We start from the raw sequence: 26,676 nt of genomic DNA, 5'->3' as shown, positions 1-26,676 counted from the left end.
GCCGAACCCGCTGTGACGGAATGGCAAGTGAATCAGCTTGCTTGCCATGTTGACTGTGATCCATTGCCATTTCACCGTGATTCATTTCTGAATGGTTCATATTGCCGTTTGCCGAATCATGCCCCATTTCCCCCATCATATCGGTCATGGTGAGCCACTGAACCGGATCAAGTTCAGGTATATCTCCGGTCAGTCCTTCCCTGATAGCAAGCGTGCCCACCGCATAACCAGTGCGTTCCATACTCTGAGCGAAGACGGTATATACATCATTTTGTGGTTCAACAATGACGTCATATGTTTCTCCGGGACCAAAACGAAACTCATCCACGCTAACGGGTTGTACGTTCTGACCATCAACCTGAATTACTGTCATTTTCAGGCCGGGGATACGCACATCATAAAATGTATTACTAGCGCCGTTAATGAATCGTAACCTTATCCTTTCCCCCGGCTGAAAAAGCCCTGTCCAGTTACCAGCAGGTGTTGTCCCATTCATAAGATAAGTTAATGTTGCCGAGGATAAATCGGCAAGATCGGTCGGGTTCATTCGCATCTGGTTCCACATTTGTCGCTTTTCAAATGCGCCTTTGATTCCCAGTTTTGAGACATCACTAAAAAATGACGGCACCGTCGGCTGATTATAGTTATATACATCCCCTTGAACTTTCAGCTTAGAGAATACGGACATCGGATCTTCATCAGTCCAATCAGAAAGCAACATTACGTAGTCACGATCTGCCGATACATGGGCTTTTGCCGAATCAGATTGAAATTCACGGGGCTCAATAATCAGTGCACCGTACATGCCGGTCATTTCCTGAAAACCACTGTGAGAGTGATACCAGTATGTGCCACTTTGCTTAAGTTTGAATTGGTAGACGAAAGTTTCGCCGGGTTCTATGCCGCCAAAGCTGATGCCGGGAACACCATCCATCTGATATGGCAAGATAATGCCATGCCAGTGAATGGATGTTGGTACTTTCAGCCGGTTAGTTACTCGGATAGTGACGTCATCTCCCTCTCGTAAACGGAGAGTTGGCGCTGGAATGGATCCATTAATAGTTGTCGCTATACGTGTTACGCCAGTGAAATTAACCATTGATTCAGAAACAGTTAAATCAATAACTTGCCCCGTCAACACGGGTGCCGTGCCTCGGTATGCTTGTTCGATGGGATGGCTTCCGGCGTGTAACAGCATTGGGAAGGTGGCCAGCACACCACCAGCAGCGATACCCTGCACAAATTGACGACGCTTCGGATTAAAATTAAGGACAGATTGAATTGGTAACTTCAATGTTAGCACTCCGATTAAAACTTTTATTAAAGAGTAATCCGCAGACTCTGTCATCTGGATGACCCGAACATTACAAAAATGTAATCTTTATGTAATTCTACGGTGCTTGTTGGTCTTTTAACCTTAGAAGCTAATTAACGGAGAACCCGCCCATGCGATTACTGCTGGTTGAGGATGAGATCAAAACAGGCAACTACTTACAGAAGGGGCTAACTGAAGCAGGATTTCAGGTCAACCTCATTCGAAATGGCCTAGATGGTCATCATTTGGCAATGACAGAAGCATTCGATTTAATCGTTCTGGATGTTATGTTGCCGGATGTTGACGGTTGGCGTATTTTGCAGTCATTACGTGAGGCCGAGCACCACACGCCAGTGCTGTTCCTCACGGCACGTGATTCTGTGGATGATCGTGTAAAAGGTCTGGAATTAGGTGCTGATGATTATTTGGTTAAGCCTTTTGCTTTTGCCGAACTGCTAGCCCGGATTCGAACATTATTGCGCCGAGGCAGTGTTCCAACCTTTACTGAGCTTCTAAAAGTAGCAGATCTGACTTTAGATTTACCTAAGCATCGAGTTACGCGAGCAGGTAAAAAAATAAATCTTAGCCACAAAGAGTTTTGTCTTTTAGAGTTATTGGCACGTCGCCAAGGTGAGGTTCTACCACGCTCTTTGATTGCCTCTCAGGTATGGGACATGAATTTTGACTCTGACACCAACGTGATAGATGTGGCAATACGCCGCCTGCGAGCAAAAGTTGATGACGATTTTGAACCGAAACTTATCCATACGGTTCGCGGTATGGGTTACAAACTTGACGTAGAGCCCGTTGATGAAGCCTTATAATCAAAAACCTCTTTCGCTCGCTGCAAGGGTAATGTTTTTCGTTGGCGCATCTGTAGGTTTAAGCTTACTTTTAATTGGCATCCTTGTACTGAATGCGGTCGAACGCCATTTTGCTGAACAGGATGCAGAAGAAGTTGCCGTTATTAATAAGGCTGTCATAGACGTATTGCGAAATAATAACGACAGCAATTTACAACTTAGTAAAGCGCTGTTCGGTGCTGTCTCTGGACATCATGGCGTCTATTATCAAGTACGTAATCAACAAGATAAGGTGGTTTTCGAAAGTGCCGGCGCAAACCTTTCAATAGTGAAGGACAGCCTTCGCCACGTTACAGAAATTAGTGCCGGTAACCTACAAGTCTGGCATGCGGACGATAAGACATTTCGGGGTGCCCTCACGCACAATGCGATAGCGGGTCATAACTACTTGGTTATTACTGCCATCGATATTGGCTTTCACCTTCAATTTCTCCATAAATTTCGTCTAACGCTATGGTTAATAATGGTCCTTACTTGGGCCGTTACCCTGTTGGCTGCTTGGTATGGCGTGCACAAAGCGCATGCACCAATAAGAAGACTTTCGAACAAAATGGGTGACATACAAGCAGATCGTCTAGATATGCGACTTGCCCCATCTTTTGTCCCATCGGAATTACAGGACTTGGTGTCTTCATTCAACCACATGATAGGTCGACTAGAGGATAGCTTTAATCAGCTATCACATTTTTCAGCCGATATTGCACATGAGCTACGAACGCCTCTGACTAATCTCATCATCCAGACACAGGTAGGCTTAGGCAAATCCAGAACACTCGAAGAATACCGTGAATTATTGTACTCAAATTTGGAAGAACAAGAACGTTTGGCAAAGATGATTAATGATATGTTGTGGTTAGCAAAAAGTGAACACGGTTTAATTAAACTTGAGCAAACACCGCTGGATTTATCCGATGAAGTCAGTAAATTATTTGGCTTTTTTGAAGCTTTAGCAGAGGACAAAAATATAGTACTAAGCTTGGAAGGCCAGGTGCAGCAAATTCAAGGCGATAAAGCCATGTTACGCAGAGCAATTTCTAATCTACTTTCCAACGCCATTCGTTATACGAAATCTGGGGGATCAGTACTAGTTCGACTGAAAAATTTCTCAGACAACGAGGTTTCCCTGACAGTTGAGAATCCTGGGCCTGAAATTCCAGTTGAACATTTGCCATATCTCTTTGACCGTTTTTATCGAGCAAATCCTTCTAGGTCAAGACAAGGTGAAGGTGCCGGTCTTGGTCTCGCCATTGCTCGTTCGATTATTGATGCCCATGGTGGGCGGGTAGAAGTCACATCTAAAAGTGATAAGACTGCATTCATCATCTATTTACCCACGACGATTAAAGCTATTCAATGATGGTTGGGATATGTCGGTGGTTATTCCTATCAGCGACATTAAATATAATGTGATTAACAATTTCAGATACTAGATAAAGCTTCACGCAGCTTCAACACTTTTACTTATTGGAGTGGCATTTTTTTACCGTTTGTAGAGCATACGAACTATATTCTGCCCTACCTGCCTTTGTTAATTATTCTTTTGTGTTCACGATTTCCTTTGCTTATTACAAGGATTATGGAAGCCTCAGGCAGAATGTTCATCCTGTTTAACTATAGAGGACGTCCAACAAAGGGGCTTTAAGCAGGCTGGTAAAGATTGCAATAACGGTCACTAATCAAACTAAACACCTATGATTTAAAGTTAACCGTTGGACATTAATATAACGTTTTCCGACAGAGGAGAATCAATGAAAAAAATCGATAGTTCTCAAGAGCAGACAAGATCACAACGGCTAAACCATCACTGTACCTGCGTTACTCTAGATTGGTCAGCGATTATTCGCGATCTCAACAACCAATTGGGTGATAACGCTGAAGGCATCCTGTCTACTTCGGGCATGCGCCAATTCTTCTCAAATGCCGCGATTTTTGTTCCAAGTTCTGATCTTGAACAAATGCAGGCGATTGTTAAGGCAATCGAATCCGCTGCTTCACTTGCAGAATATCAGCAACAGATCATGTCTTGGGCACCTGAGAGTGCACGGCATAATCCCGGTCCAGTAGGCGCTTTTATGGGCTATGATTTCCACCTCAGTGAGGATGGTCCTCGTCTTATCGAAATCAATACCAATGCCGGTGGCGCTTTTCTTAATGCCATCCTGACTCGCGCCCAACTAAAATGTTGTAGCGGCAATACACAGGCGTCTTGGGCAAAAGATTTCGATGAAGCAGTCATTGCGCAATTTATAAGTGAATGGCGGGCCCAGAGAGGTAGCGGACAACCTGAGCGAATTGCAATCATCGACGATGCACCGGAAGAACAACATCTCTATCCGGAGTTCAAACTCGCGCAACAGCTATTCATCCAACATGGCATTGATGCCGTCATACTTTCACCAACGGATCTCAAATACGAATCAGGAGTCTTGTATGGTGATAACCAGAAAATCGATTTGGTTTACAACCGTCTGGTCGACTTTGGACTAGATGCACCTGAACATGCTGCTTTGCGTTTTGCTTGGTTAGAATGTGGAGCAGTTATCACCCCGAATCCTTATACACACGCCCTATTTGCTGATAAGCGAAACTTGGCCTTAATGTCAGATCAGCAGACTCTACTAGATTGGGGGTTAAGTACTGAAAATGCTGAACTTTTAAAAAAGGGTATTCCCCACACCATTCAGGTTACCGCCCATGATGAGCAATCACTCTGGCAACAACGGCGGCAGTGGTTTTTTAAACCGGTGGCAGGTCATGGCAGCAAAGGTGTCTATCGCGGCAGCAAGCTGACCAAAAGCACATTTGCACGTATTCTTGAAAGTGATTATGTTGCACAGGCCTATGTGCCACCCTCAGAACGTGTTGTGATGGTTGATAACGAACGTGAAATGCTTAAGGTTGATGTGCGATTGTATACTTACCGAGGGGAATTATTACTTGCTGCAGCAAGACTTTATCGAGGTCAAGCTACCAACTTACGTACACCGGGTGGTGGATTTGCACCTCTACTTTTGCAGCAAAGTTAGAAGAATGTGAATCAACATCTCGGCGTAATTGTTTATCGAGCCGCATCACCAGCCGGAAGAGTTTATCGCCCTCATAAATCAGCCCCAGATCCTGACCGCCAATGACCATTTGCTAGGCATTTTGTAAGGTTGCAATGTCCAGTCCCAGCAGGGTCAGATGTTCTCGCTGCGGATTAATTGATAACATCGGCAAACTGGTCACTTGTTCCATGCGCACATCTTTAGCGCCACTAATCTGTGCAACTGCTGCGGATGAAACGTACTCAGAGTCAGAACTATCTAGGAGGCAGACTCCGCCAGATAAAATATTTAAGTTAATAGTCGTTTTTATATGTGGTTTTTGTTTATTAGGATATACAGGTGGTATTTGTGTATTCCCCAACACCGAAGTACTAGTCCTCACACATTAAATTCTTATTAAATTTATGACTGTGTCTGTTGAGCTAAGCGACGGAGCTTTCATGCAAGTAATAATTTACTTCGGGACTGTGTTAAATCAGGTATTGCTATGTTTGTGATTTAATGGCTCAATATGAAGTAGAGATTCGGGATGTTGAAAAACTGAGCTGTAAAGCAGCCTCTGAGTCTTCGGGTTTTGTCTGTGACGTAAAAGTAACATCATTTTCTGAGTTCACTGGAGAGCAATCAGCAGCCTCCAGCATTCGACTTGTTGAGAGTGATGACGGTTGGGAAATCATTCAATAATAAAAAGCAAAACCTAAAAGAAGTACTCACCAGCGCAGTAATGGTTTCGATTCTTTTTTTGTTATTCCCAGCGACAGTAAGCTTTCCTAATACACTTATTATTCACAAAGCCATCTCAACCGACACATTCAGAGTATGCCTGTACGGTTGGGTGAGCGGTAATGACTTGAGGGTAAATCTTCGTAAGAAAAAGCTCATACTAGATCTACCCTCAAATCATTAAGGTTCAATTAGTTTTATATACGTCCCTCTTTGATTCTCTATAACCGTTGAATCAGCGAAGTCTGAGCAATCGTTTCATCAGCGTCCATGTCGTACAGCTGGCCATTCAAAATAATGAATTCTGGCAGGAAGAACATAAACTCTCTGAGCATGCTCAATGCATCATGGACAGTTGCTGGCGGTTTTTCGGGTAAGTATCGAAGATATGTGTGAGAGTAAGTCCCATGAAAGTCATCCATGAGTTGCGACTCTTCCATCAGCTCTTTGAGTGGCACTCCCCGGTCCTCATCAATAAGATTGATGTAATGCTGATAGAGACGTTTCTCGCAGACAAGCTCACCTAGTCCATCTTCGACAAAGCGATTCTTACTATCATGGAGGCTTTCTGCATCTTTTCTGTCATATATTGCGATAAAGCCGTGCTTCAGGCTCGATTCCAATGCAAGGAAAGGTTGGTTTGCTTCACAGACTTCATGCCAGGAGCTAAAGCCAGTTTCGTTGGCAATAATCTCTAAGGCTTCGTGATGTGGAATGCTGGTGGAGGTTTTGAGGCGCTTAGCACGTTTTTTAAGAATGCTGACGTTTTGAGAATTTATCAGTTTTGTGGTCATTTTATTTACTCCAATGCTATGAAATAAGTGCCCACTGCCTATTAAGCATTAAAGAAAAATAGGGTATACGGATTTAATGGTTGATGGGGCACCTTTACCCCACCAACCTGATACCGCCCTCAGATGGTTGACAGATCGACCCCGTAGTTGAGTTCCTCTGCGAAGTCCGGCAGTCCGTAACCGATGGTTTTCTTGTAGAACGGAGAGACCTTCGCAGTCGGGGCCTTCTTCTTGTGCTTCGTGGTATAGAGCATTCGTGCCCGCATCACCTCGAAGGAGTAACCACGCCCTTCACGGTTCTTGTCCTTGGCCAGTCGGTTGATGGACTCCGTGTAAGCGTTGGTGACGGGCATGTCCGTCTCGAAGTAGGTCATGATCTCTTCGCGCCAGTTGCCCACCGCCCTGACCAGATCGCACCAGACTTCCTTCTGGCCCTTCGGGATGGTGGCTATCCAGTCGTCCAGGGCGGCTTCTGCCTGGGGCCGAGTGGTGGCGTCCCAGATGCCGTAGAAGCGTTCCTTGTGCTCGTAGGCGGCCAGCAGTTGCGAGAATGCGCCTGTCCAGGTCTCCATGATGAGGCGCTCCCGGTCTGAGACTTCGTTAGCGCGTTTCAGCAGGATTTTCCGGTCTCCCTTGAGGGTTCGGCTTTGGGAAGGTTTCAGCTCTTTTCTGAGGCCCTTGCGCACCTTCTCCAGGGCATCGTTGGCCATACGCACCACATGGAACTTATCGACTACGATGCGGGCCTGTGGCAGCACAGTCTTGACCGCCGTCCGGTAAGGGTTCCACATGTCCATGCTGACGATCTTGACCTTCTGCCGGTCTTTCAGCTTCATCAGGTAGTTGGTCACCACGTCCTGACGGCGTGTGGCCAGCAGGTCAAGCAGGGTTCGCTCCTCGATGTTGGTCAGAATGCAGCGGTAACGCTTGTTCAGGTACAGCTCGTCGATGCCCAGAATGCGGGGCGTCTCGAAGCGGTGCCAGCACCCTAGGAACTCGGCGCGGGCGTTGAAGATGTCGCGTACCGTCTTCTCGTCCAGGCCGGTCTGTGCCGCCACGAAGGTGTAGGGGTGGTTGAAGGATTCCTTTTCCACGTATTCATGCAGCCGCAGCGTCATGCGGAAGCCGTCCACCATCTCCGGTAGCTGAGGCCTGAAGGTGGTCTTGCAGGCCCGGCAGGTGTACCGGCGGCGGACCACCCAGAGGATGACCCGCTTGCCGTGGATGGCAGATCACGATAGGGAACATCACGCTTGCCGAACCGCACGAACTCACCCTGCACGCCGCATTTCTCACAGGCGACGGGATCGGGCGCTTCCACTTGGAAGTGCATTTCGTCGTCGGTGGATTTGAAGCCCAGCACCTGGTGCTCAGGCAGGTGCAGGATATTGTCGGGCATTTCGGTCATGCGACCCACTCCTTACGGCTGCCGAGTGCCACATTGGCAAGCTTCATTTACCTCTCCTCTCTTGCAAACAAAGATACTACCCCCTAGTATATGAAAATACTGTCCGCCAGTATAGTTCAAGCTACTTAGAGAGACAGCCGCATGCATACGATCAAAGACAAAGCCAAGCTATTAGCCCGCGTTCGTCGCATTCAGGGGCAGGCAGCGGCACTGGAAAAGCAGCTTGACGAGGAAGGCGATTGCACGGCTGTGCTGCAACAAATCGCCGCGATTCGTGGGGCGGTGAATGGACTGATGGCAGCCATCATTGAGGGGCACTTGACTGATCACGTCGTCAGGGAACCCGAGTTGGAGCAGCGGCAACAAGACTTGGAAGCGGTGCTGCAGGTCATCAAGTCCTACCTCAAGTAGAACATCACGAGCTACAGCGTGGGTACCCTAGCTGTAAGAGGCGAACTTTGGCAGTGATTTAATATCCGCGCCCCTGAAGTTCTTGCGGAACCGGAGCTGTTAGCAGGGCTTCGCCATCAATCGCCACCACTTTCATTGGTCTTGCTGACCATAATTTTTATCAACTCGGAGTATTACAGTATGCATGGTCACAGGCTCGAAGAATGGCAACACAATCATGTTTTTGGTCAAGATCGTAAAAAATCCGGTGAAATACGCTCACTGATCGTCGTCGCTCTAACTGTCGTCATGATGGTTTGGGAAATTCTGGCCGGTGTCTTATACGGTTCGATGGCCCTCCTGGCCGATGGCCTTCATATGGGCTCTCATGCTGTCGCTCTGGGTATTGCAGCCTTCGCCTATGCATACGCTCGCCGCAACGCAGGCAATACACAGTTCTCATTTGGCACCGGGAAGGTCAATGCGCTAGGCGGGTTCACCGGCGCGGTCCTACTGGCAGGCTTCGCCCTGTATATGGTGATCGAAAGCATCGACCGCTTCATCCACCCGGTCGAAATTTCGTTCAATGGAGCTATTTTCGTCGCCGTCATCGGCTTGATCGTCAATGGAGTATCGGCCTGGATACTGGGCGGGGAAGACCACGACCACGACCACGACCACGGGCATGGGCATGGGCATGGGCATGGGCATCATGATCATAACCGTCGAGCTGCCTACTTCCACGTACTCGCCGATGCCTTAACTTCTGTATTGGCGATTGCTGCCTTGCTGGCCGGAAAGTATGCGGGCTGGTACTGGATGGACCCAATCATGGGTATCGTCGGTGCGTTACTTATTACCCGCTGGTCATGGCATCTATTGAAGGACACTTCCCGCGTGCTACTTGATAAACAGCGCAGCGACTTGGAGCACGACGTCAGGCAATCCATCGAGAATGACGATGCCCGAATTAGCGATCTGCACCTCTGGGCCATTGGTCCAAATATTCACGCCGCCATTGTCTCGATCGTTTCGCATGCTCCCGAGTCACCTGCCGTTTATAGGCAACGTATACAGGCTAGGTGCCCGTCATTAGTGCACGTTACTGTTGAGCCACAGCGTTGTATTAATGAAACGAAGAATACCAGCGCCGGATAAAGAGATTTCGAGGCTCCAGCCCATTGTGGAGCCTCGAAAAATAAACTTACAGATGACCGTATAAAATCCATGCGCCCACTGCAATCAGCGTTAGTCCACCAAAAATTTCTGCTCTGTGTCCCATGACCGACCCTATAGCGCGCCCTAGCATTATGCCAATAGTCACCATGAGGGTCGTTGCAAGCCCAATCAAAGCTGAAGCTATCCATATGTTGACATTAATGAAGGCCAGACTAACACCCACCGCCATAGCATCAATACTGGTACTAAATGCCGTTAGACAGGTCCGGATCAAAGACATTTTTTGGGCTTTATGCTCCTCACTACCCTCATCAGGCCTTGTACCCTCATAAATCATGTGAAGACCCAGGACCGTCAGGAGTGAAAAAGCAATCCAGTGATCCCAGGCCTCCACATAGCTTGCTGCTGATTTTCCAATTAGCCAGCCTACAAGCGGCGTAATTGCTTCGATAGAACCAAAGATGATTCCTATTCTGAAAGCTTCTGTTAGGCGTGGTTTTTTAAGGATTGCGCCTTTGCCAATCGCAGCAGCGAAAGCATCTGTGGACATGGCAAAGGCAAGCAAAAGAAGGGCTATTGGGTTCATCTAACTGACTCCGGTCGGGCATATCGAGTCCACGATATATCCACACGCCCGACCTTAGGCATGGATATATCGATGGTCTCGCCAACCGAGAGGTGTTCGCACCATGGCATCTGGCCAATTATGTTGACACGAACTCTTCCGAGTTTCGGAAGCAGGCTACTCCCCAAAGAGGATGCAATATAACAACTATCCTGAACGATCACAAATGTTTGATGGTTGACGGGTATATTCTCTGATCTATAAAGCGCCCTAGGGTGATGCCACGTTTACCGGAATACGCAAACGTCCCAGCCATGATTAAATCCGCATCCATCAATCCAGGAAAGCGTCAATTCCCAAGTTGACAGACAGCTTAATCGTATCGGAGCACATCAACCAATAAATCCGATGAGATGGGGTATTGCGACCTCCCCGCCAAACCTAGAGATCAACCAGATTTTCCGGTTACCCCATTTAGTGAAGAGGAACCTCATCGATTTGAGGTTAAGAGTTTCAGATTAATGAACGAAGCGAAACCTGTTTTCAACCACACGTGGAAATGATATTAAAACCCGATGTCGATTCATGCATGTTTTTTACTTAATAAAGTTTTTTGATTCAGGAACTACAGAGCTTGTATTCACGTTCAGTAAATTGAGAATGAGGCTGAATAAAACATCATGGCTAATTGTCTTGTTACTGTTCGATTTAAATTTATCTAAGCTAATATCATTTTGCTGAACAAAACTATCAGACATCCAAACTAGCATCGGAACATGTTTTTGACTATCCGGAGCAAACCGATACGGGAGACCATGAAGAAAAATACCATTTTCGCCTAATGATTCTCCATGGTCAGAAACATAAATCAGGCCGATGTTGTACTGTGAATCATACTCTTTCAACCACAATATTGTTTTCGCAACTAACTCGTCAGTAGCCACGATGCTATTATCATAGGCATTAATTATTTCCTGAGTGGTACACTTTTGTAACTGATTTGTCTGGCATTCGGGAAAAAAAAGCTTTTGGCTAGTTTTACTCCGTTTAAAATATTCAGGCCCATGACTACCTAGTTGATGCAGAACGACAAAAGTATCTTTTGTAAGCTGTGAGGTTTGAATTTTATCTTTTAAGGCGTCCAAAAGGTGAAGATCATTACACTCAGATTCAGAACAAATGATTTTTTCCGTAGGAATTCGATTACACATACCCTTGCAGCCTGAATTATTATCTAACCAAAATAGGTTGACACCTGCATACTGCAGTGCATCTAATAAGTTATCGCTATTTTTGGCCAGATTTTCATCATAATTATTACGTGGTAAGTAAGAAAACATACAAGGCAAAGACACCGCCGTTGCAGTACCACAGGAAAAGACATTATTGAAATTTATAAAGTTTGCAGGGTATTTCATTGCTAATGCAGCAAGCTGTGGTGTGGTATTTCTTACATATCCATTTAGAGCAAAATGATCTGCCCTTGCCGTCTCACCCACTATCATGACAAATAGATTTGGTTTATTTTTCAGCGGATGAGGATTTAATCTTGCATCAGCTGCAACATGGTTAAATTGTTGCGGAATACTGGTTGCTAAAAGTTTATTAGCAACTGAAATGCTAGCTGAAATAGCATTCAATGGGACAGCTAGATGTTTTACTTCACGGTGATTACGGAAAAAAGAAGACATTTCTTTATAATTAAAGTGAAGCAGGCCAAACAACAATACAAATCCTATCACTAACATTCCTGCCCAACTTGTGAATTGAACACCTGTACTTGGCCATTTGATATTTAATTTGATGGTGACTATAGCAGGTATCAAAAGAAACAAAACCAGATGTAGAAACATTCCACTACTTATTAAACCTCTAGTTTCATTCCAATCAGTTTCAAGAACATTTTGCAACATATTCTTGTCAATCAAAACGCCATAGCTTTGCATAAAATAGCTACTGAAAGCTGAGATAATAATTAAGAGTATAAGCCAGGTCTTTAACAGTTTTTTAAAAGGAAATAATGAAACAATTAAAAAGTTAATAATAAACGCAAGAAAAACCATTTTTAGTGTAAACAAAATATTAGGCTGTTGTGCATTATCAATTAAAAAATAAATTAAAGTAGAGTTATACAAAATTGTAAGAAAAATTGCGCTACATAATACATACCAAAACAGAGGAACTGCTCGTGGTAAGTATTTAAAAAAATTATAGTTTTCTTTAAGATTTTTACTACAAGGTGAATTATGGTTTATTTTATGCGATGAAAATAACATACGATTTCACTATATAAGTTAAGTATCATAACTCTATATAGTGAAGCTTAAAAAATGCTTAAGTTAATTATTTATATTTACTGGAAATAAAATTTCAACTCGAAATATTGAGTTTTTTTGAGTAAACCATATCTCTCCCTGATGTAGCTGAATAATTAAATTTACTATAGATAATCCCAGACCAGAACCATTGATATGCTGGTGCTGACCATGACGGTAAAAACGCTCACCCAATCTATTCGCTTCCACTTGAATGATGCTTTTATTTTCGATAGTTATCGAAATGTCCCCTTCATTATTATTCTTCACTTCAATATTCACTGATGAGTTTTCTTCGGCATATTTCGCTGCATTATCGAGCAGATTACGAAATACAATTTGAAGCAATGATGAATCTCCATATAGATAAGCTTCTTTTTCAATACTGGTATGCCAATTCACTTTCTCTAGCATATCTATATGAAGTTGAGACATGCTTTTCTCTACTAGTTCTTGAATATTTATTCTATTTTTTTCTGGCAAAGTTGACTGTTCAACCCTTGCCAAAGCAAGCAATTGATTAACCAAATGCACCATCCTTTTACTTCCAGCCCCGACCGCTTCAATCGCTTGCTTTCTGTCTGACTCCGAAAGACTTGATTCTAGGTTTTGAGCATGTAACTGCAGGATACTGAGGGGTGTTCTTAATTCATGAGATGCATCAATGATGAATCTTTTTTCTTTCTCTATATAATTTCGGATCTTATTCAATAATCTATTTATTGATACTTGTATTGGTAATAATTCGTGTGGCAAACTCGTAGAAACTTCAGTTAACATCTCAGGTTGCTTAACGTTCAATTGACGACTTAACTCACTAAGTGGTCTAAGTGCAAATGCAATAAGAAAATAAATTATTATACTTAAGGGGATGATTAATAATAGTAATGGACGTAATTGTGTTTCCGCCATATGTCCACTCATTTCAGCTCTAATATCTTCTCGTTGAGAGGTATGAACCCATACTGAAGTTTCACGATCAAATAAACTATACGTTATCCATTTATAATTATTAGCTGTATATTCCTGAAAACCTTCTGTTTGATTCATTACTGGAAAAGTTTCTGCATTTTCAGAAAGCATCATTAATTTTTTATTTTTCCATAATTGAAAAGCTATTTTGCTTTCATATTTATGCTCGAAAAATGTTCGCTCCTCAGCTGAACTGAGATGTTCACCATTATCTATCCTCTGAGGCACTGGAATAATAATCTTTTCTTCAGGATAACTTGTACGATGATTACTATATAACGTCATGAGTAATCGCGCGGTTTGAGCGAGCTGAGCGTCATACATCTCATCTAACTCATGAAGGGTATTATGGTAGGAGATCGAAGCTGTCATTCCTAAAATGACTATCATTAATATATTGATGCTCACCAGCAACCATAATTTAATTGAGTTAAACGTCATAACGCTCAATCAGCATATAGCCCACCCCTCTAACAGTCCTAATCAAATCATTTGATAGTTTTTTTCGAAGATGATGTATATGCACTTCGGTAGCATTACTATCCATATCCCCATCCCAGCCAAAGCTTAATTCATCAAGGTATTGTCGACTCAGTATACGGTTTGGATTCAACATAAATTCTTTTAGTAGAAGCAGTTCTCGTTTAGTTAATATGATTTTATTTCCTTTGTATTGACAATCATGACTTTGTAAATCCAGTCGTAAGTCAGAAACAAACAAAATATCATCTTTGATTTCAGAGTTACGTCTGACCAAGACCCTTATCCTAGCTTCTAATTCGCGTACATCTGTTGGTTTCACTAAATAATCATCAGCACCATTATTTAAAGCGGCTAACTTAATTTCTAATTGATCTTGCGCCGTTAAGACCAATATAGGAATGTTGTTTCCTTTATTCCTGATAGTGGTGATTAGAGAAACTGCTGAACCATCTGGCAATCCTAAATCAAGTATCATTAAAGCAAACTCCCCATTTAGAAGTGCTTGTTTAGCCTGCAAACCCGTTGTGCAATGCTCCAATCTATATCCCATACGCTTTAGGGCTGTGATAATGCCCAAAGCTAATAACTTATCATCTTCGATTAGTAAAATTCGCATTAGATTCTATTCCACAACCAAACGTATTGATCAACTTGCATATTGCTTTCCATAAAATAGTTTAAAGATCGCATGACTGGAGATGAGACAAATGAATAAAGTGGTTAGATCATGCGATACAAAATGTGCACCTCTTAACTGTTGGCTAATGCCAAAAAGCAAACCCAACCCCAATCCGAGACAAAGACCGAAATAGCGCCATTGGGGTTTAACAACTCTAAGCATAAAATATAACGATACCCATGCATAACCTATGCTTGCATGTCCAGCAGGAAAACAATGTGCTAACGGGAGGTCATCTGATCTGTCAGAAAAAAATGTCAGATATGGCTGGTTACCACCAAACAGAGCCAGACTCCAAGGGCAATCAATATTCGTTAAGGTTTTTAGATAACTAACCGTGACAAATGACACGAATAGCGAAAGTGACAATGCTTGCCAAGCTCGAGCTCGATCTGGTTTGCTTTGCTTAGTAAAACTATAAACAACTGTAATCACTAAAACGCAAATCACAGCAATGTAATTTAACCATCGACCACCGGTATGAAGGACATCAGTTGTGAACCAATGTTTTCTCAATAACCATTGATTTCCCTCTAAGGAGTAAAGATACCCAGCAATTTTTAGATCCAGACTGCCGTAATCCAACAAGATCATCATGAACAAATAAATGATCAGTAACAGCCAAAATCTGTAGGAAGAGGATCGACTCAGCTTTAGCATAAGATAATTGTCCAAATTAAAATTGCATTTAATAAACTGACGAATACCGCTGCAGATCCTATATCTTTGGCTTTACCGCTCATTGTATTAAATTCGCTCCCTATCCTATCCACAGTAGTCTCAAGTGCAGTATTAAGTAATTCAACAATTAGAATAAAAACCAGACTAAATATCAGTAGCACCTGTTCAGTTGATGAAATATCTAGAAAAAATGTAATCGGTAACAAAAAACTCGCAAGAATGATCTCCTGGCGAATAGCAGCTTCGCTTTCCCAACTGGCTACCAGCCCTTTGATAGAATAATGCGCTGCATAAATCAATCTTTTTAACCCTACGTAATTAGATTTCATTTTTCACCTGATCTTATTTCCCAAGCGAATAATAAATTTAATTTCTTAAGCAAGCCTTAAGTATTGATATTTATATTATCCCTATTAAATCTGGCTATATCAGCTGAGTTAGTCCTGGGAAGGCGGCTAACGTTTTACTGACACTTGGAAAAATAAATTTAATGAACAGAAACTGGCCGATGCTTGGACCTTATCAATTGTTTCTCAAAGTAATGTTAATTGGTTTAGCCATTCTTTCTCTGTCTCGAATGGGATTGGTTGTATGGCAATGGGAAAGGGTATCTGCAGTAACCGACATCTGGACAATGTTCAGTCAAGGGATAAGAGCTGATTTAATTATCATTGCATTACTTATGAGTCCAATCGTGCTATTGGCACCTATTTTGATAAATAGATGGGTCTGGGATTACACCAAATGGATATTACTGATTTGGACCGTACTGATTTTGACGATCTTAATATTTATGGAAGTCTCAACCCCTGCTTTTATCATGCAATATGATTTAAGACCTAACAGGCTTTTCGTTGAGTATTTGAAATATCCCCGTGAAGTTTCCGCCATGCTTTGGAATGGTTTTAGAACTGAAGTCATCCTGGGGACAATGTTCACAATGTTTTCGACATGGGGACTGATATGTTTTCTTAAGCCTAAATTCTGTGACTATCAACTTGAATGGCCTGAGTGGAAAGTCTGGTTAATGTGGCCACTGATGATAATAATTTTAGTATTGATGATTCGCTCTTCATTTGGCCATCGGCCGGCCAATCCCGCATTATTTGCTAGAACATCTGATGCCCTTGTAAACAGTATGTTCATTAATTCCACGTGGTCAGTGTATTTCGCTATATATAGTATGAAAGATGAAGAAAAATCATCCGAACTCTATGGAAAGCTATCTAATAAAGATATTCTAACGACGTTGAACAAGCTTTATCCATGGGTACCAACTGATGAGCATGCGAAAAACCCAACGATGCACTTCCAGTCAGCCTCCCGCCAAAGAGAAAAACCGCTCAACCTAGTGATTATTCTGGAAGAGAGCATGGGCGCAAGTTATGTTGAATCGCTCGGCGGACTTCCTGTTACACCTAATCTTGATAAATTGAAAGATGAGGGTTGGTGGTTTGAAAAACTTTATGCCACAGGTACCCGTTCCGTTAGAGGTATCGAGGCGGTTGTGAGTGGCTATTTACCAACGCCTGCCCGCAGTGTCGTCAAATTAACTCTTTCTCAGCAGAACTTTTTTACGCTAGGAGGCTTATTGAAAGAGCAAGGTTATTTTACTGAGTTCATTTACGGTGGCGAATCCCACTTTGATAATATGGCTAGCTTTTTTATTGGTAATGGTTTCGAGTCGGTTATTGATCAACGAGATTATTTTAATCCTGCTTTTTTAGGCAGTTGGGGTGTCTCGGATGAAGATTTATTCAACAAAACCCATGAACGCATTTCGGAGATGAATAAGCACAATCAGCCTTTTTTAAGTTTTGTGTTTACCTCAAGTAATCACACGCCTTATGAATATCCTGAAGACCGCATCACACCATACGAAGAACCTAAACAAACGGACAACAACACCGTTAAATATGCAGATTATGCATTAGGACAGTTTATTGAAAGGGCTAAAAAAAGTGATTACTGGGAAAACACTCTATTTCTCGTAGTGGCAGACCATACTAATCGAGTTTATGGCGATGATCTGGTTCCTATCTCAGGTTTTCATATTCCAGCCCTCATCTTAGGTGCAGATATTGAAGCAAGAAAGATACAAACCGTTTCAAGTCAGATTGATCTGGCCCCCACACTACTATCTTTGATGGGTATTTCTGCCCACCATCCGATGATTGGTCGGGATTTAACCATTGAATCCGAACAAAATGCACCTGGTCGAGCCATCATGCAATTTGCCGATTATTTTGCATTAATGAAAGACAATGAAGTGACCATTTTAAGAGTAGATCAACCGGCTGTATCCGGTGAATATGATTTGAAGAAACGTCGCATGAATATAATCGGTAATGCCGACCAATCAGCACAACGTGAAGCTTTGGCTCACGTACTATTACCTTCTTGGTTATACAGAGAAAGACGCTACTCTATTTCTGACTAATGTAATTACAATATCTCCTAATGCGGTTGACCAAGTCCTACATCAAGTAGGACAGAAAGAAAACAAACACACATAAAATACTACATGGATAATATTAAAGAGCTTGGTTGCCACCCGCTAGAAGAAAACTTAAATGCTCCGGCATGACGATCACCAGTGACTGGGGGGTACGAAGACTGTGTTATGGGCTCCGGCTTCCTCGCTTTGCTTAAGCCACGGGAATCCGTCATTGCTTCTTGATGGTTACGTCAATCGAGTAGAGAAAGGCTTCGATGAAAATACATACAATATCTAAAGTTAAACAATGGGCTCGAACTATCAAACGGGATGTACACGCCGTCTGGCTTGCTGCTCGGGACCCTCGTACCCCATGGTTTGCTAAGATGTTAGCGCTGGTAGTCGCGGCTTATGCCGTCTCCCCCATTGATTTGATCCCAGACTTTATCCCTGTGTTAGGCTACATGGACGACATCATAATTGTGCCACTGGGGATATTTTTGGTAGTAAAGCTTATACCACCCGTAGTTATGAAAGAGCACCGAGCAACCGCTGACCAAGCCTCTGAACGCCCGATAAGCCGTATAGCTGCAGGCGTGTTTATCGGTATTTGGATCTTTTCCGCAGTCTTCTTGACAAGAATGCTTCTGCGAATATATCCAGCCGTAATGTAGCACATACTTACTGCTTTATATCAGTGTGGAAACATGTATCGACGAATGGCTTGATAGAGTTAGCAGGCCGCCAAGAGTCTTGATAGCCAATAAGGATGGAGGCATCAATTTCAGACCAAAATCATATCCATCGTATTCGTAATATCATAATGTCCATATTGGAATTCATCACAGATTTTGCAGCTGTTGAAGTTTTAGGTGGCAATAATAGATTATTGACCCGTCTTTTTATCTGGCGCAGGCCACATGTTTAACGATTCATTGACTTTAGGGATGAGGACCTTTGCTTGCTTGCCTAGACGCACATTAGCGAAGCCTTGCGAATGGGTATAATTTACGTATTTGTCGAAGTAACTCCGCCCCGGTCGGCCAAGCCACTTCGCAATTTATCGTGAACTGGGGCCATTGGATCGCCTTCACGCTACTGCTAATGCTCGGTTTGCAGATAATTTACTAAGGTTTCAAAGTGCCGGAGGAAAAAAGCCGAGTACATTAAATAGCATTCCTTGATTATCGGGATGCTTCACCGCCCTGCCACCTGTACCAATCTCCTGGTTGTGGATGTGAGTTTGGCATCTATTTAACATTCTTGTCGCTGCTCTAGTCTATTGGCTGGCCACCATAACCATCGAGCTGGCGGGGTTACCGGCTTGCTCGACGGGCATCGAGCGGAGATTTTAGGCGGCAATCTGTTAGTTTTTATCAGTGGAGCATTTATCTAAGCATTTAGCTTGATAAAGCAAGTAATAAACCTGCAATACTCATTAATGTGTTCGGTAAAACACTACGTATCAACGGGTGCTTTGGCTGTATTCTGGAGTAAACATGTTATTCGTTCTCATTCTGGTCTGTTTTGATACTCCAATGACTTGGCCCATTTCCTCTCTATATTTAGCCTGCTGATATAAATGGCCAATCTGGTCCTCATTAAATGACCTAATAGCCTGGCGAGATTGAGTGTACTGTAATTTCTATAACCAAAGGGATGTTGGGTATTCTGGGCATGAGACGCTTTCACTTAAAATAGGATTGGCTCACAGCGAAGTTGTAGCTTGCACATCTATCCCAAGTCCATCTGTTGATAGGCCATCTAAACCAAAAGCTCATTAATCTAGTAATTAGATGTGAAGAGCGTAGAAACCTTCTTGCGACAGATAAAAATAAATCTGATATTCCAGCTACGATAAGTTTGAAAGTTAAGCATTGCTTAAGAACTTATCATTAGCCTAGAGCCTTGTATTACTTTACTAAGGCCCTAGTTATGAGTAGTGAACTTTTTAAACCACCCTACAAATTATTGATGCCCCGACTCTGGCTTAGCTGGCTGGGCTTGGCTTTGATGAGGTTATCAATCTATCTCCCTCCCGCAAGCCGATCATTCATTGCAAGGTATATTGGTAAAGGTTTCGCCCGATTTGCACGTAAAAAATATCTTATCGCCAAGCGTAATATAGCCCTATGTTTTCCAGAATTATCGGCATCCGAGCAACAAAATTTATTGCAAAAAAATCTTCAAAATATTGGCATGATGCCAATGGAAACTGCACTGAGTTGGTGGGCATCAGATAAAACGCTAGCGAAAACCGTTGATTTCGAAGGGCTTGAGCATTTGCAATCGGCACTCGATAAAGGTCGTGGGGTAATTTTATTAACCGGTCATTTCACCAGTATGGAACTGGGTGGCCGTTTGATGATGCTGCAGCACCCCTTACATGTGATGTTTCATAACCTGAAAAACCCGTTAATGAATCAGGTTATGCTTCACTATCGAAAAAAACACAGCGAAGGCAGCATTTTACAGGCAGATATTCGCGGTTTATTTCGTGCACTAAAAGCCAATAAAGTCGTTTGGTATGCTCCCGATCAGGATTTTGGCGGTAAAACTTCAGTATTTGCAAAATTTTTTGGCGTTACGGCAGCAACTATTATTGCATTGCCTCGACTGGCTGAACGATCTGGTGCAGCCGTTGTGCCATTTATGCCATGCCGTCAGCCTGATGGCCGTTATTTGCTGAAATTATTCCCGGCACTGAATAACTATCCAAGCGGTAACGACTTACACGATGCGCAGCGATTCAATGATTTGCTGGAAACACAGATCCGCCAATACCCGGAACAGTATCTTTGGGTGCACCGTAGATTTAAAACTCAACCCGACGGTCGTGGACTTCTCTATTCATGCCGGCCAAAGCAGCTTTCTAATCAACAAGAAATTATCGACGCAGAAAATACACATTTCACGTCTAAGCTCATGAACAGTAAATCATTCAACATTGTTCAAAAGTACTCTGATAAACAAATAATTCAACGTGATAATAGCCATCTAATAAGTAGTCTTGTTTCTGAACAGATTATTATATGGAGGTTGATTGATGGTAAACCTGGTCATGAAAACCAGTCATTGGGACTGGCCAAGGCATTGCAACGTATAAGGTCTTGTCGTGTAATTGATATTCCCGTTTCAGGAAAGATAAAACCGTTAGCACAGTGGTTATCTGGAGTCTGGCCAGCAGGACAGGGTTTACCGCTGCCAGATTTGATTCTGGGCGCCGGTCATCGGACGCATTTACCAATGTTGGCGGCAAGACGTGCTTATGGCGGTAAGGCGGTATTGATGATGCAACCCAGTCTTCCGGTCGGTTTATTTGATTTGTGTTTGATACCGAAACACGACCGATATAAGGGCGGTGGTTGTTATCTGGAAACTCGAGGAGTATTAAATTCGTTACATGGGATCGGTGACCATCACACCAACGCGTCATTGATTATGCTCGGTGGTCCCTCCAAACATTGTGGCTGGGATAATCATTCACTAATGCACAAAATTGCTAAATTAATGACTGATAATCCGCATATTCATTACATACTAACTACTTCCCGACGAACTCCGGCTGAGACGTTACATGCCGCTCAATTATTAAATGCGCCAAACCTGCAGGTGGTGCCATTTTCGGACACGTCCCCAGGCTGGATAGAGAAGCAACTGGCCAATGTTGGAAGCGCCTGGATTAGTGAAGACTCTGTATCAATGGTCTACGAAGCACTCTCCGCTAGAGTTGCGGTCGGTACTTTGCCAGTACCGATAAAGCGTCAAAACCGTGTAAGCAATGGTTTGCAACAACTATTATCGGAAGGACTTATTGTTCGTTTTGACTATCAACAGACATATCAAAAGGCTTTGCATCCGGTTCATGGATTTATCGAAGCCGATCGTTGTGCAGAATGGATTGAAGCCCATTGGCTGTCTCAACCTGTCCCCAGCACTACTGCAATTGTCAGTCTTTAGCGATTGGAGTTTATTTTGAAAAAACTCATCGTAGTTCAGGTATTACCAGCACTGTCATCCGGTGGTGTTGAACGGGGTACTCTGGAGGTCGGCCAGTTTTTAAGCCAACAAGGTTATCGCTCAATTGTGATTTCGGCAGGTGGCCGTTTGGTTAAAGCCCTTACAGAGCAAGGTAGCGAACACATTCAATGGCCTATTGGCCATAAATCATTGCTGACTTTAAAACTTATCCCCAAACTTCGGCGGTTTTTACTCAGCCAGCAGGTTGATATTGTTCATGCTCGTTCGCGCCTGCCGGCATGGATTTGTTATTTGACGCTGAAAACAATCCCACACAGTAAGCGGCCACATTTTATTACAACCGTACATGGCCGTTATTCGATTAACTTCTATAGTGGCATCATGACGAAAGGTGAAAAAGTTATCGTCATATCAGAGATGATTCGTGATTATGTGATGCATCATTACCGGGTAAATTATCAACGACTACAATTAAATTACAGGGGGGTTGATCGCGCAGAATTTCCATATGGTTATCAGCCGAGTGTCACCTGGCTGACCGACTGGTATCAACAATTCCCAGAAACCCGGGACAAAATACTGTTGTGTTTGCCAGCGCGAATTACCCGCTGGAAAGGCCAGCAGGATTTTATTGAACTGATTGCCAAACTAAGACACCGGCATCCCAATGTACATGGCCTGATTGTCGGTGAGACCAAGTCCGACAAAACCCATTATTTACAGGAGTTAACTGCTCACGCTGCTAAGCTGGGTGTGGAATCTCTAATAACCTTTACCGGTCATCGTAACGATCTGCGAGATATTATGGCGACATCTCATATCGTATTTTCTTTGTCTACGGAACCTGAAGCTTTTGGTCGCATCCCGATCGAAGCCATCAGTTTAGGTAAACCTGTCATTGCCTATGATCATGGCGGCGTCTCTGAACAACTTAACATCATGCTGCCAGATGGGCTGATTAAGGTGGGTGATAAAAGTGCGTTGGTCGACAAATGTTCACAATGGCTAAAAGCTGTGCCTGAGGTGCCGACAAATCATCCCTTTACCCTGCAGCGAATGCTGGAAAACACATTAAAGATTTATCAGTCCGTGATGGTGCCGCAACTATAATCATGAAAATTGCCCAAATAATCTGTAGTCAAGGCAACGGTGGCCTGGAAAAACATGTACGTGAACTGAGTCTTGCGCTTGATCAGTACGGCCATGACATCACCGTCATTGCCGATCCATTGTTTAATAAGAGTTTGCCACCACAGATCAAAAGCATTGCCATGCCCTGCCATTTGAGCCGACATGATCCTCGATTTTTGTGGTCACTAGGCCGGGCGTTACGAGCCGGACAGTTCGACATTATTCATGCGCAGGCCAATAAAGCGGCGTCAATAGTCAACACGTTGCGGCCTTTTTACTCCGGCCGGCGGGTGGCAACGCTGCACAATATCAAACGCCAACTGAGCGCTTTTAAGCATTTTCATCAAGTCATTACCGTCAGTAAACAACTTGCACTCCCATTTGCAGCAAATAAAGTAACTGTTATCTATAATGGTATTGAATTCCTCCCAACCGCCATGCACGTCAGCAAAACGCAAACACCAGTCAGGCTGCTCGCCGTGGGCAGATTAGTCAAAGCAAAAGGCTTTGATGTGCTGATAAAGGCCGTTGCTGATCTGCCTGTGACTTTGTGGATTGCGGGTGACGGCCCAGATAAAACCAAATTGCAAAAACTGATCGACAACCATGTTACGGCCGCCAATATCCAATTATTGGGTGCCCGACAGGATATTTTTCAGCTAATGCAACAAGCTGATGCGCTGATAATCGCCTCGCGGCGGGAAGGCTTTTCCTATGTTCTTAACGAAGCCCTGCTGACACATTGCCGGGTGCTGGCTACCAATGTACCTGTGGCCAATGAAATATTACCCGACAGATTAGTCGTGCCCACCGACGATCCGCTGGCGCTGCGAGAACGTTTGCAAACCCTGTTAGCGGATATGGATGCCTGGTCAGCATTAATGGAAAAGCCCTATGATTTTGCCAGAAAAAAAATGACTTTACCGGCCATGACCCAGCAAACGCTTTCGGTGTATCAAAAACTGCTGACAGCATGAGCAAAAAAAATATTCTGCTGATAAAACACGGAGCTTTTGGCGATTTGTTGCAGGCAGACGGTGTGATATGGGCTATTCGGACCCATTATCATGATGCCCGAATCAGTTTACTGACCGCCCCCGCCTATCAGTCACTGATGCAACGCAGTCCCCATATTGATGCGGTGATTAGCGATAATCGCCCACCATTGTGGCAAATTCCGGCGTTTCTGGCGCTCAGAAAAACCTTAACTAATGCTGACGTTGATCTGGTCATTGATTTACAAAACTCCCAGCGCAGTCGGCTCTATCGCAAGCTAATATTGCCGCATTTACCCTGGTTGCAACGCACTACAAAAACGGCGCCTGTCAGTGGTTTACAGGGGCTGATTGAGTTATTGGAACAGGCTGGCATACCTGCTGAATATGCCAGGCAGGCAGATCTAAGCTGGATGGCCGATGATATGTGCGACTGGCTGGCTTCGCAGAAAATTAAGCCAGGCTTTATTTTACTGTTGCCCGGATGTTCGGCCAGACGCCCGGAAAAACGCTGGCCGTTTTATCCACAACTTGCAGAGAAATTAACGGCAAAAGGCAAAAATGTGCTGACCATTCTTGGCCCGGAAGAAGGTTCGTTAGCATCACAGTTTTCTGGCACCGTATTAACGGATCTGAACTGGTTTCAACTGGCCGGCGTTATCCGGCAAGCGCGTTTTGTTATTGGCAATGATTCTGGGCCCAGCCATCTGGCAGCACACCTTGGTCAGGCGGGCGTGGCAATTTTTGGTCCCTATAGCTGTGCTAAACGTGCCGAAATTGAACGTGCTAAATTTAAAACCATGAGTGTTAAGGACTTAGCGAAACTTAACGTCGATGACGTTATTGAGTATTTGGATCAGCGTGGTGTTACCGTCGGCTGATGGTTTGCCATCAGCAATGTCCAGCCAACCCCCAGCCAAACCAGCGCTGCAACCCAATTATTCAAAATACTGATGCCACCAATTAATGGCCAGAAGCTGATTAATAGGATTGCCGCACTGATGCTCATTAATAACCAACTTTTTTGCTTCCAGAGCGGAGCTAGAGCCTGATAGAAAATACTCAATACAAGCAGGCTAAATAACCCTAAACCGATAAGGCCAGTTTCGGCACCTATCTGCAAATACAGATTATGCGGATGACTACAATTACTCAGCGTACCTAATTCCCTACAAACCATCTGATAACTATGCAGCCCATTGCCAACCCAAGGGGATTGCTTCCAAACTTCAATTGCGCCGCGAAACACTTGACCATAATCCGAATCGCGGAAATTTTGCAGTTTATCAAGCGTGCTGATTATCATTCGCTGAGCAGTTTCTGGCAACCAAAATGATAGGGCGATGATTACCATCGCCAGCATTAAACCGCCAAGCATGATTAGCTTGCGCTTAAACGGATATTGCAATGCTAAACCGAGCATTACTAACAAGCTGGCTGCTAGGCACAAAATAAATGCCATGCGCTCGCCGGTAATAAAAATAAGTAGTAAGAAAGCCAGCAAAATACTAGCAATATAGAGCGTTTGACGGGTCGCAGATTGTAGGCTGGCAAATAACACAACCGCAAACAATAAGATAAATTCCACCCGCACCATCATAATGCCGGGAACCGGATTGCGAAACGGTCCGGTCAGACGGTTCTCTGGTGTTGCCGGAATGCCAAACCAGTCAACACCTGTAATATATTGCCAACCAGTATCGAGGCCAATAAACAACGTTGTTGCTAATAGTGCGAGTAGAAAATGCCGTTGTCGATCACTGCTCAGCAATAACCAGCAACTTAAAGCTGCCGCAAATAATGGCCAGCGTATAAATGTAACCGCGTAGAGCAGGCTATCAAAAGGATCAACGCTGAAAGGGACGTTAATTAGCAGTAAATAGGCCCAAAAGATGAGACTACAACGAAACCAAAGCTGTTTGGCCCATTGCCAATTTTGCTGTTGAAACGACCACATTAAAAATAAAATACCGCTCAGCAACACAGTAAAGTCGGCAATCAACCTAGAAAATAACAATAGTGCTGGTAATAACCAAGGTAGTACTGATTGTGGATATTGAAGCCAATGGGTTGGGCGAAAAGCAATCACTAAATTAATTTCCGTGTTTATTTATTGGGCGAATTTTTTATGTAAGTCATTTCGCTATAGATTAAATATTGATAATACATATTCAACATTACGAGTTAGTCGTTGCTTACTTATGTGAAGTGAAACAGTTGTAAAACAACCCCGCAATTTAGCATTACCAGCTCTGATTTTGATTGAAAAAAGTATCAGCGTTAGTCTGTGTTTTTTTCCAGTGCTTTAGAAAGAAAGAGGCCAAAGCGGATCAAATGGTCTAGTATATTAATCTTTTAAGACTTGCTTTTCATAGAATAGATTGTTTTTTCGTATTCCAATGTGCATGCAGTTTGTGATTTATGGATCAGTAGATAGATCACTGGTATTACCAACATCGACAACAGCGGTGCCGTCACCATGCCGCCTACCATTGGCGCCGCAATGCGCTGCATCACTTCACTACCAGTGCCGCCACCAAACATTATCGGTAACAGGCCGGCCAAGATAACGGTCGCTGTCATGGCCTTGGGTCTAACCCTGAGTACTGCGCCCTCACTTATGGCATCAAGCAGATCAGCTTCCGTTCCTTTTTGTTCATCCAACCGTTTTTGCCAGGCTTGCTTAAGATAGAGCAGCATGATGACGCCAAACTCGGC

The 26,676-nt window shown here is 43.7% G+C and carries 23 protein-coding genes, 2 pseudogenes and 1 riboswitch; of the genes and pseudogenes, 13 read left to right on the top strand and 12 right to left on the bottom strand.

The features are described from left to right. Positions 1-1,294, bottom strand: a 1,294-nt coding sequence (locus LGT40_RS03560) for a copper resistance system multicopper oxidase (RefSeq protein WP_226343159.1), incomplete at its 3' end; no start/stop codon positions are given. A gap of 152 nt (positions 1,295-1,446) precedes the next feature. Here LGT40_RS03560 and LGT40_RS03555 point away from each other — a divergent pair. The 3 genes from LGT40_RS03555 to LGT40_RS03545 all read left to right on the top strand — a co-directional run bounded on the left by LGT40_RS03555 (position 1,447) and on the right by LGT40_RS03545 (position 5,204). Next, entirely contained in the window at positions 1,447-2,139 is a 693-nt protein-coding gene (locus LGT40_RS03555; protein WP_226069895.1) for a heavy metal response regulator transcription factor, read from the top strand. After that, entirely contained in the window at positions 2,126-3,535 is a 1,410-nt protein-coding gene (locus LGT40_RS03550; protein ID WP_226069894.1) for a heavy metal sensor histidine kinase, read from the top strand. The genes LGT40_RS03555 and LGT40_RS03550 overlap by 14 nt, the downstream gene beginning before the upstream one ends. A gap of 391 nt (positions 3,536-3,926) precedes the next feature. After that, the gene (locus LGT40_RS03545) at positions 3,927-5,204 is read left to right on the top strand and encodes an ATP-grasp domain-containing protein (RefSeq protein ID WP_136554454.1); all 1,278 of its coding nucleotides are present in this window, start codon (positions 3,927-3,929) and stop codon (positions 5,202-5,204) included. A gap of 112 nt (positions 5,205-5,316) precedes the next feature. Here LGT40_RS03545 and LGT40_RS03540 read toward each other — a convergent pair whose 3' ends face one another. Next, complete coding sequence (locus LGT40_RS03540) at positions 5,317-5,589, bottom strand: hypothetical protein (RefSeq protein WP_136554456.1); 273 nt, start codon at positions 5,587-5,589, stop codon at positions 5,317-5,319. A 137-nt stretch (positions 5,590-5,726) separates the two neighbouring features. Between LGT40_RS03540 and LGT40_RS03535 the strand changes: the two genes are divergently transcribed. Then, positions 5,727-5,909, top strand: a complete 183-nt coding sequence (locus LGT40_RS03535) for a hypothetical protein (protein ID WP_226069893.1) — start codon at positions 5,727-5,729, stop codon at positions 5,907-5,909. A gap of 260 nt (positions 5,910-6,169) precedes the next feature. Here the strand turns inward: LGT40_RS03535 and LGT40_RS03530 are convergent, their stop codons facing one another. Then, the gene (locus LGT40_RS03530) at positions 6,170-6,742 is read right to left on the bottom strand and encodes a hypothetical protein (protein ID WP_226069892.1); all 573 of its coding nucleotides are present in this window, start codon (positions 6,740-6,742) and stop codon (positions 6,170-6,172) included. Positions 6,743-6,861: 119 nt separating this feature from the next. After that, positions 6,862-8,150 (bottom strand): annotated as a pseudogene (locus LGT40_RS03525) (ISL3 family transposase). Positions 8,151-8,291: 141 nt separating this feature from the next. On the opposite strand from LGT40_RS03525, the gene LGT40_RS03520 reads away from it, so the two are divergent. Together LGT40_RS03520 and dmeF are read left to right on the top strand one after the other, a co-directional pair. Beyond that, positions 8,292-8,561, top strand: coding sequence for a metal/formaldehyde-sensitive transcriptional repressor (locus LGT40_RS03520; protein WP_149721187.1), 270 nt, complete (start codon positions 8,292-8,294; stop codon positions 8,559-8,561). 180 nt (positions 8,562-8,741) lie between these two features. Continuing rightward, the gene (gene dmeF, locus LGT40_RS03515; RefSeq protein WP_226069891.1) at positions 8,742-9,698 is read left to right on the top strand and encodes a CDF family Co(II)/Ni(II) efflux transporter DmeF; all 957 of its coding nucleotides are present in this window, start codon (positions 8,742-8,744) and stop codon (positions 9,696-9,698) included. A 46-nt stretch (positions 9,699-9,744) separates the two neighbouring features. On the opposite strand, the gene LGT40_RS03510 is transcribed toward dmeF, so the two are convergent. The 6 genes from LGT40_RS03510 to LGT40_RS03485 form a co-directional block, all read right to left on the bottom strand. Continuing rightward, a complete protein-coding gene (locus LGT40_RS03510) occupies positions 9,745-10,305 on the bottom strand; it encodes a manganese efflux pump MntP (protein WP_226069890.1) in 561 nt (186 codons plus the stop codon). A 7-nt stretch (positions 10,306-10,312) separates the two neighbouring features. Beyond that, positions 10,313-10,482, bottom strand: a riboswitch (yybP-ykoY riboswitch). A 398-nt stretch (positions 10,483-10,880) separates the two neighbouring features. Beyond that, positions 10,881-12,560, bottom strand: coding sequence for a phosphoethanolamine transferase (locus LGT40_RS03505; protein ID WP_226069889.1), 1,680 nt, complete (start codon positions 12,558-12,560; stop codon positions 10,881-10,883). A 63-nt stretch (positions 12,561-12,623) separates the two neighbouring features. Beyond that, the gene (locus tag LGT40_RS03500) at positions 12,624-14,012 is read right to left on the bottom strand and encodes an ATP-binding protein (protein WP_226069888.1); all 1,389 of its coding nucleotides are present in this window, start codon (positions 14,010-14,012) and stop codon (positions 12,624-12,626) included. Continuing rightward, positions 14,002-14,670 (bottom strand): response regulator, encoded by a 669-nt coding sequence (locus LGT40_RS03495; protein WP_226069887.1) that lies wholly within the window; start codon positions 14,668-14,670, stop codon positions 14,002-14,004. Before LGT40_RS03495 ends, LGT40_RS03500 begins: the two co-directional genes overlap by 11 nt. Before the next feature lie 30 nt (positions 14,671-14,700). After that, positions 14,701-15,393, bottom strand: coding sequence for a phosphatase PAP2 family protein (locus tag LGT40_RS03490; RefSeq protein WP_226069886.1), 693 nt, complete (start codon positions 15,391-15,393; stop codon positions 14,701-14,703). Next, the gene (locus tag LGT40_RS03485) at positions 15,387-15,743 is read right to left on the bottom strand and encodes a diacylglycerol kinase (protein WP_226069885.1); all 357 of its coding nucleotides are present in this window, start codon (positions 15,741-15,743) and stop codon (positions 15,387-15,389) included. The genes LGT40_RS03490 and LGT40_RS03485 overlap by 7 nt, the downstream gene beginning before the upstream one ends. Positions 15,744-15,904: 161 nt before the next feature. Here LGT40_RS03485 and LGT40_RS03480 point away from each other — a divergent pair, with 161 nt between their 5' ends. The 7 genes and pseudogenes from LGT40_RS03480 (at position 15,905) to LGT40_RS03450 (ending at position 24,839) form a co-directional block, all read left to right on the top strand. Beyond that, entirely contained in the window at positions 15,905-17,854 is a 1,950-nt protein-coding gene (locus LGT40_RS03480; RefSeq protein WP_226069884.1) for an LTA synthase family protein, read from the top strand. Positions 17,855-18,144: 290 nt separating this feature from the next. After that, positions 18,145-18,525 (top strand): annotated as a pseudogene (locus LGT40_RS03475) (YkvA family protein); the annotation flags it as partial. A gap of 340 nt (positions 18,526-18,865) precedes the next feature. Next, positions 18,866-18,982, top strand: a complete 117-nt coding sequence (locus tag LGT40_RS16550) for a manganese efflux pump (protein WP_226069904.1) — start codon at positions 18,866-18,868, stop codon at positions 18,980-18,982. A gap of 804 nt (positions 18,983-19,786) precedes the next feature. After that, entirely contained in the window at positions 19,787-21,811 is a 2,025-nt protein-coding gene (locus LGT40_RS03465) for an LpxL/LpxP family acyltransferase (protein ID WP_226069883.1), read from the top strand. A 15-nt stretch (positions 21,812-21,826) separates the two neighbouring features. After that, positions 21,827-22,942, top strand: a complete 1,116-nt coding sequence (locus LGT40_RS03460; RefSeq protein WP_226069882.1) for a glycosyltransferase family 4 protein — start codon at positions 21,827-21,829, stop codon at positions 22,940-22,942. Between the two features lie 2 nt (positions 22,943-22,944). Further along, positions 22,945-23,940 (top strand): glycosyltransferase, encoded by a 996-nt coding sequence (locus LGT40_RS03455; protein WP_226069881.1) that lies wholly within the window; start codon positions 22,945-22,947, stop codon positions 23,938-23,940. Beyond that, a complete protein-coding gene (locus tag LGT40_RS03450; RefSeq protein ID WP_226069880.1) occupies positions 23,937-24,839 on the top strand; it encodes a glycosyltransferase family 9 protein in 903 nt (300 codons plus the stop codon). The genes LGT40_RS03455 and LGT40_RS03450 overlap by 4 nt, the downstream gene beginning before the upstream one ends. Here LGT40_RS03450 and LGT40_RS16335 read toward each other — a convergent pair. Both LGT40_RS16335 and LGT40_RS03440 read right to left on the bottom strand, forming a co-directional pair. Beyond that, a complete protein-coding gene (locus tag LGT40_RS16335; protein ID WP_226069879.1) occupies positions 24,815-26,047 on the bottom strand; it encodes an O-antigen ligase family protein in 1,233 nt (410 codons plus the stop codon). The genes LGT40_RS03450 and LGT40_RS16335 overlap by 25 nt on opposite strands. Positions 26,048-26,313: 266 nt before the next feature. Continuing rightward, positions 26,314-26,676 (bottom strand): efflux RND transporter permease subunit (locus LGT40_RS03440; protein WP_226069878.1); only part of this gene is annotated, 363 nt, incomplete at its 5' end.

The organism is Methylophaga pinxianii (assembly GCF_020447225.1).
Lineage (GTDB): Bacteria > Pseudomonadota > Gammaproteobacteria > Nitrosococcales > Methylophagaceae > Methylophaga > Methylophaga pinxianii.
This window is presented reverse-complemented; position numbering and strand designations above follow the sequence as displayed.

What these genes read in the sequence shown, in the direction of transcription:
- LGT40_RS03555 (WP_226069895.1), top strand. Translation starts at nt 1,447, where the DNA reads ATGCGATTACTGCTGGTTGAGGATGAGATCAAAACAGGCAACTACTTA.
- LGT40_RS03550 (WP_226069894.1), top strand. Translation starts at nt 2,126, where the DNA reads ATGAAGCCTTATAATCAAAAACCTCTTTCGCTCGCTGCAAGGGTAATG.
- LGT40_RS03545 (WP_136554454.1), top strand. Translation starts at nt 3,927, where the DNA reads ATGAAAAAAATCGATAGTTCTCAAGAGCAGACAAGATCACAACGGCTA.
- LGT40_RS03535 (WP_226069893.1), top strand. Translation starts at nt 5,727, where the DNA reads ATGGCTCAATATGAAGTAGAGATTCGGGATGTTGAAAAACTGAGCTGT.
- LGT40_RS03530 (WP_226069892.1), bottom strand. Translation starts at nt 6,742, where the DNA reads ATGACCACAAAACTGATAAATTCTCAAAACGTCAGCATTCTTAAAAAA.
- LGT40_RS03520 (WP_149721187.1), top strand. Translation starts at nt 8,292, where the DNA reads ATGCATACGATCAAAGACAAAGCCAAGCTATTAGCCCGCGTTCGTCGC.
- dmeF (WP_226069891.1), top strand. Translation starts at nt 8,742, where the DNA reads ATGCATGGTCACAGGCTCGAAGAATGGCAACACAATCATGTTTTTGGT.
- LGT40_RS03510 (WP_226069890.1), bottom strand. Translation starts at nt 10,305, where the DNA reads ATGAACCCAATAGCCCTTCTTTTGCTTGCCTTTGCCATGTCCACAGAT.
- LGT40_RS03505 (WP_226069889.1), bottom strand. Translation starts at nt 12,560, where the DNA reads ATGTTATTTTCATCGCATAAAATAAACCATAATTCACCTTGTAGTAAA.
- LGT40_RS03500 (WP_226069888.1), bottom strand. Translation starts at nt 14,012, where the DNA reads ATGACGTTTAACTCAATTAAATTATGGTTGCTGGTGAGCATCAATATA.
- LGT40_RS03495 (WP_226069887.1), bottom strand. Translation starts at nt 14,670, where the DNA reads ATGCGAATTTTACTAATCGAAGATGATAAGTTATTAGCTTTGGGCATT.
- LGT40_RS03490 (WP_226069886.1), bottom strand. Translation starts at nt 15,393, where the DNA reads ATGCTAAAGCTGAGTCGATCCTCTTCCTACAGATTTTGGCTGTTACTG.
- LGT40_RS03485 (WP_226069885.1), bottom strand. Translation starts at nt 15,743, where the DNA reads ATGAAATCTAATTACGTAGGGTTAAAAAGATTGATTTATGCAGCGCAT.
- LGT40_RS03480 (WP_226069884.1), top strand. Translation starts at nt 15,905, where the DNA reads ATGAACAGAAACTGGCCGATGCTTGGACCTTATCAATTGTTTCTCAAA.
- LGT40_RS03465 (WP_226069883.1), top strand. Translation starts at nt 19,787, where the DNA reads ATGAGTAGTGAACTTTTTAAACCACCCTACAAATTATTGATGCCCCGA.
- LGT40_RS03455 (WP_226069881.1), top strand. Translation starts at nt 22,945, where the DNA reads ATGAAAATTGCCCAAATAATCTGTAGTCAAGGCAACGGTGGCCTGGAA.
- LGT40_RS03450 (WP_226069880.1), top strand. Translation starts at nt 23,937, where the DNA reads ATGAGCAAAAAAAATATTCTGCTGATAAAACACGGAGCTTTTGGCGAT.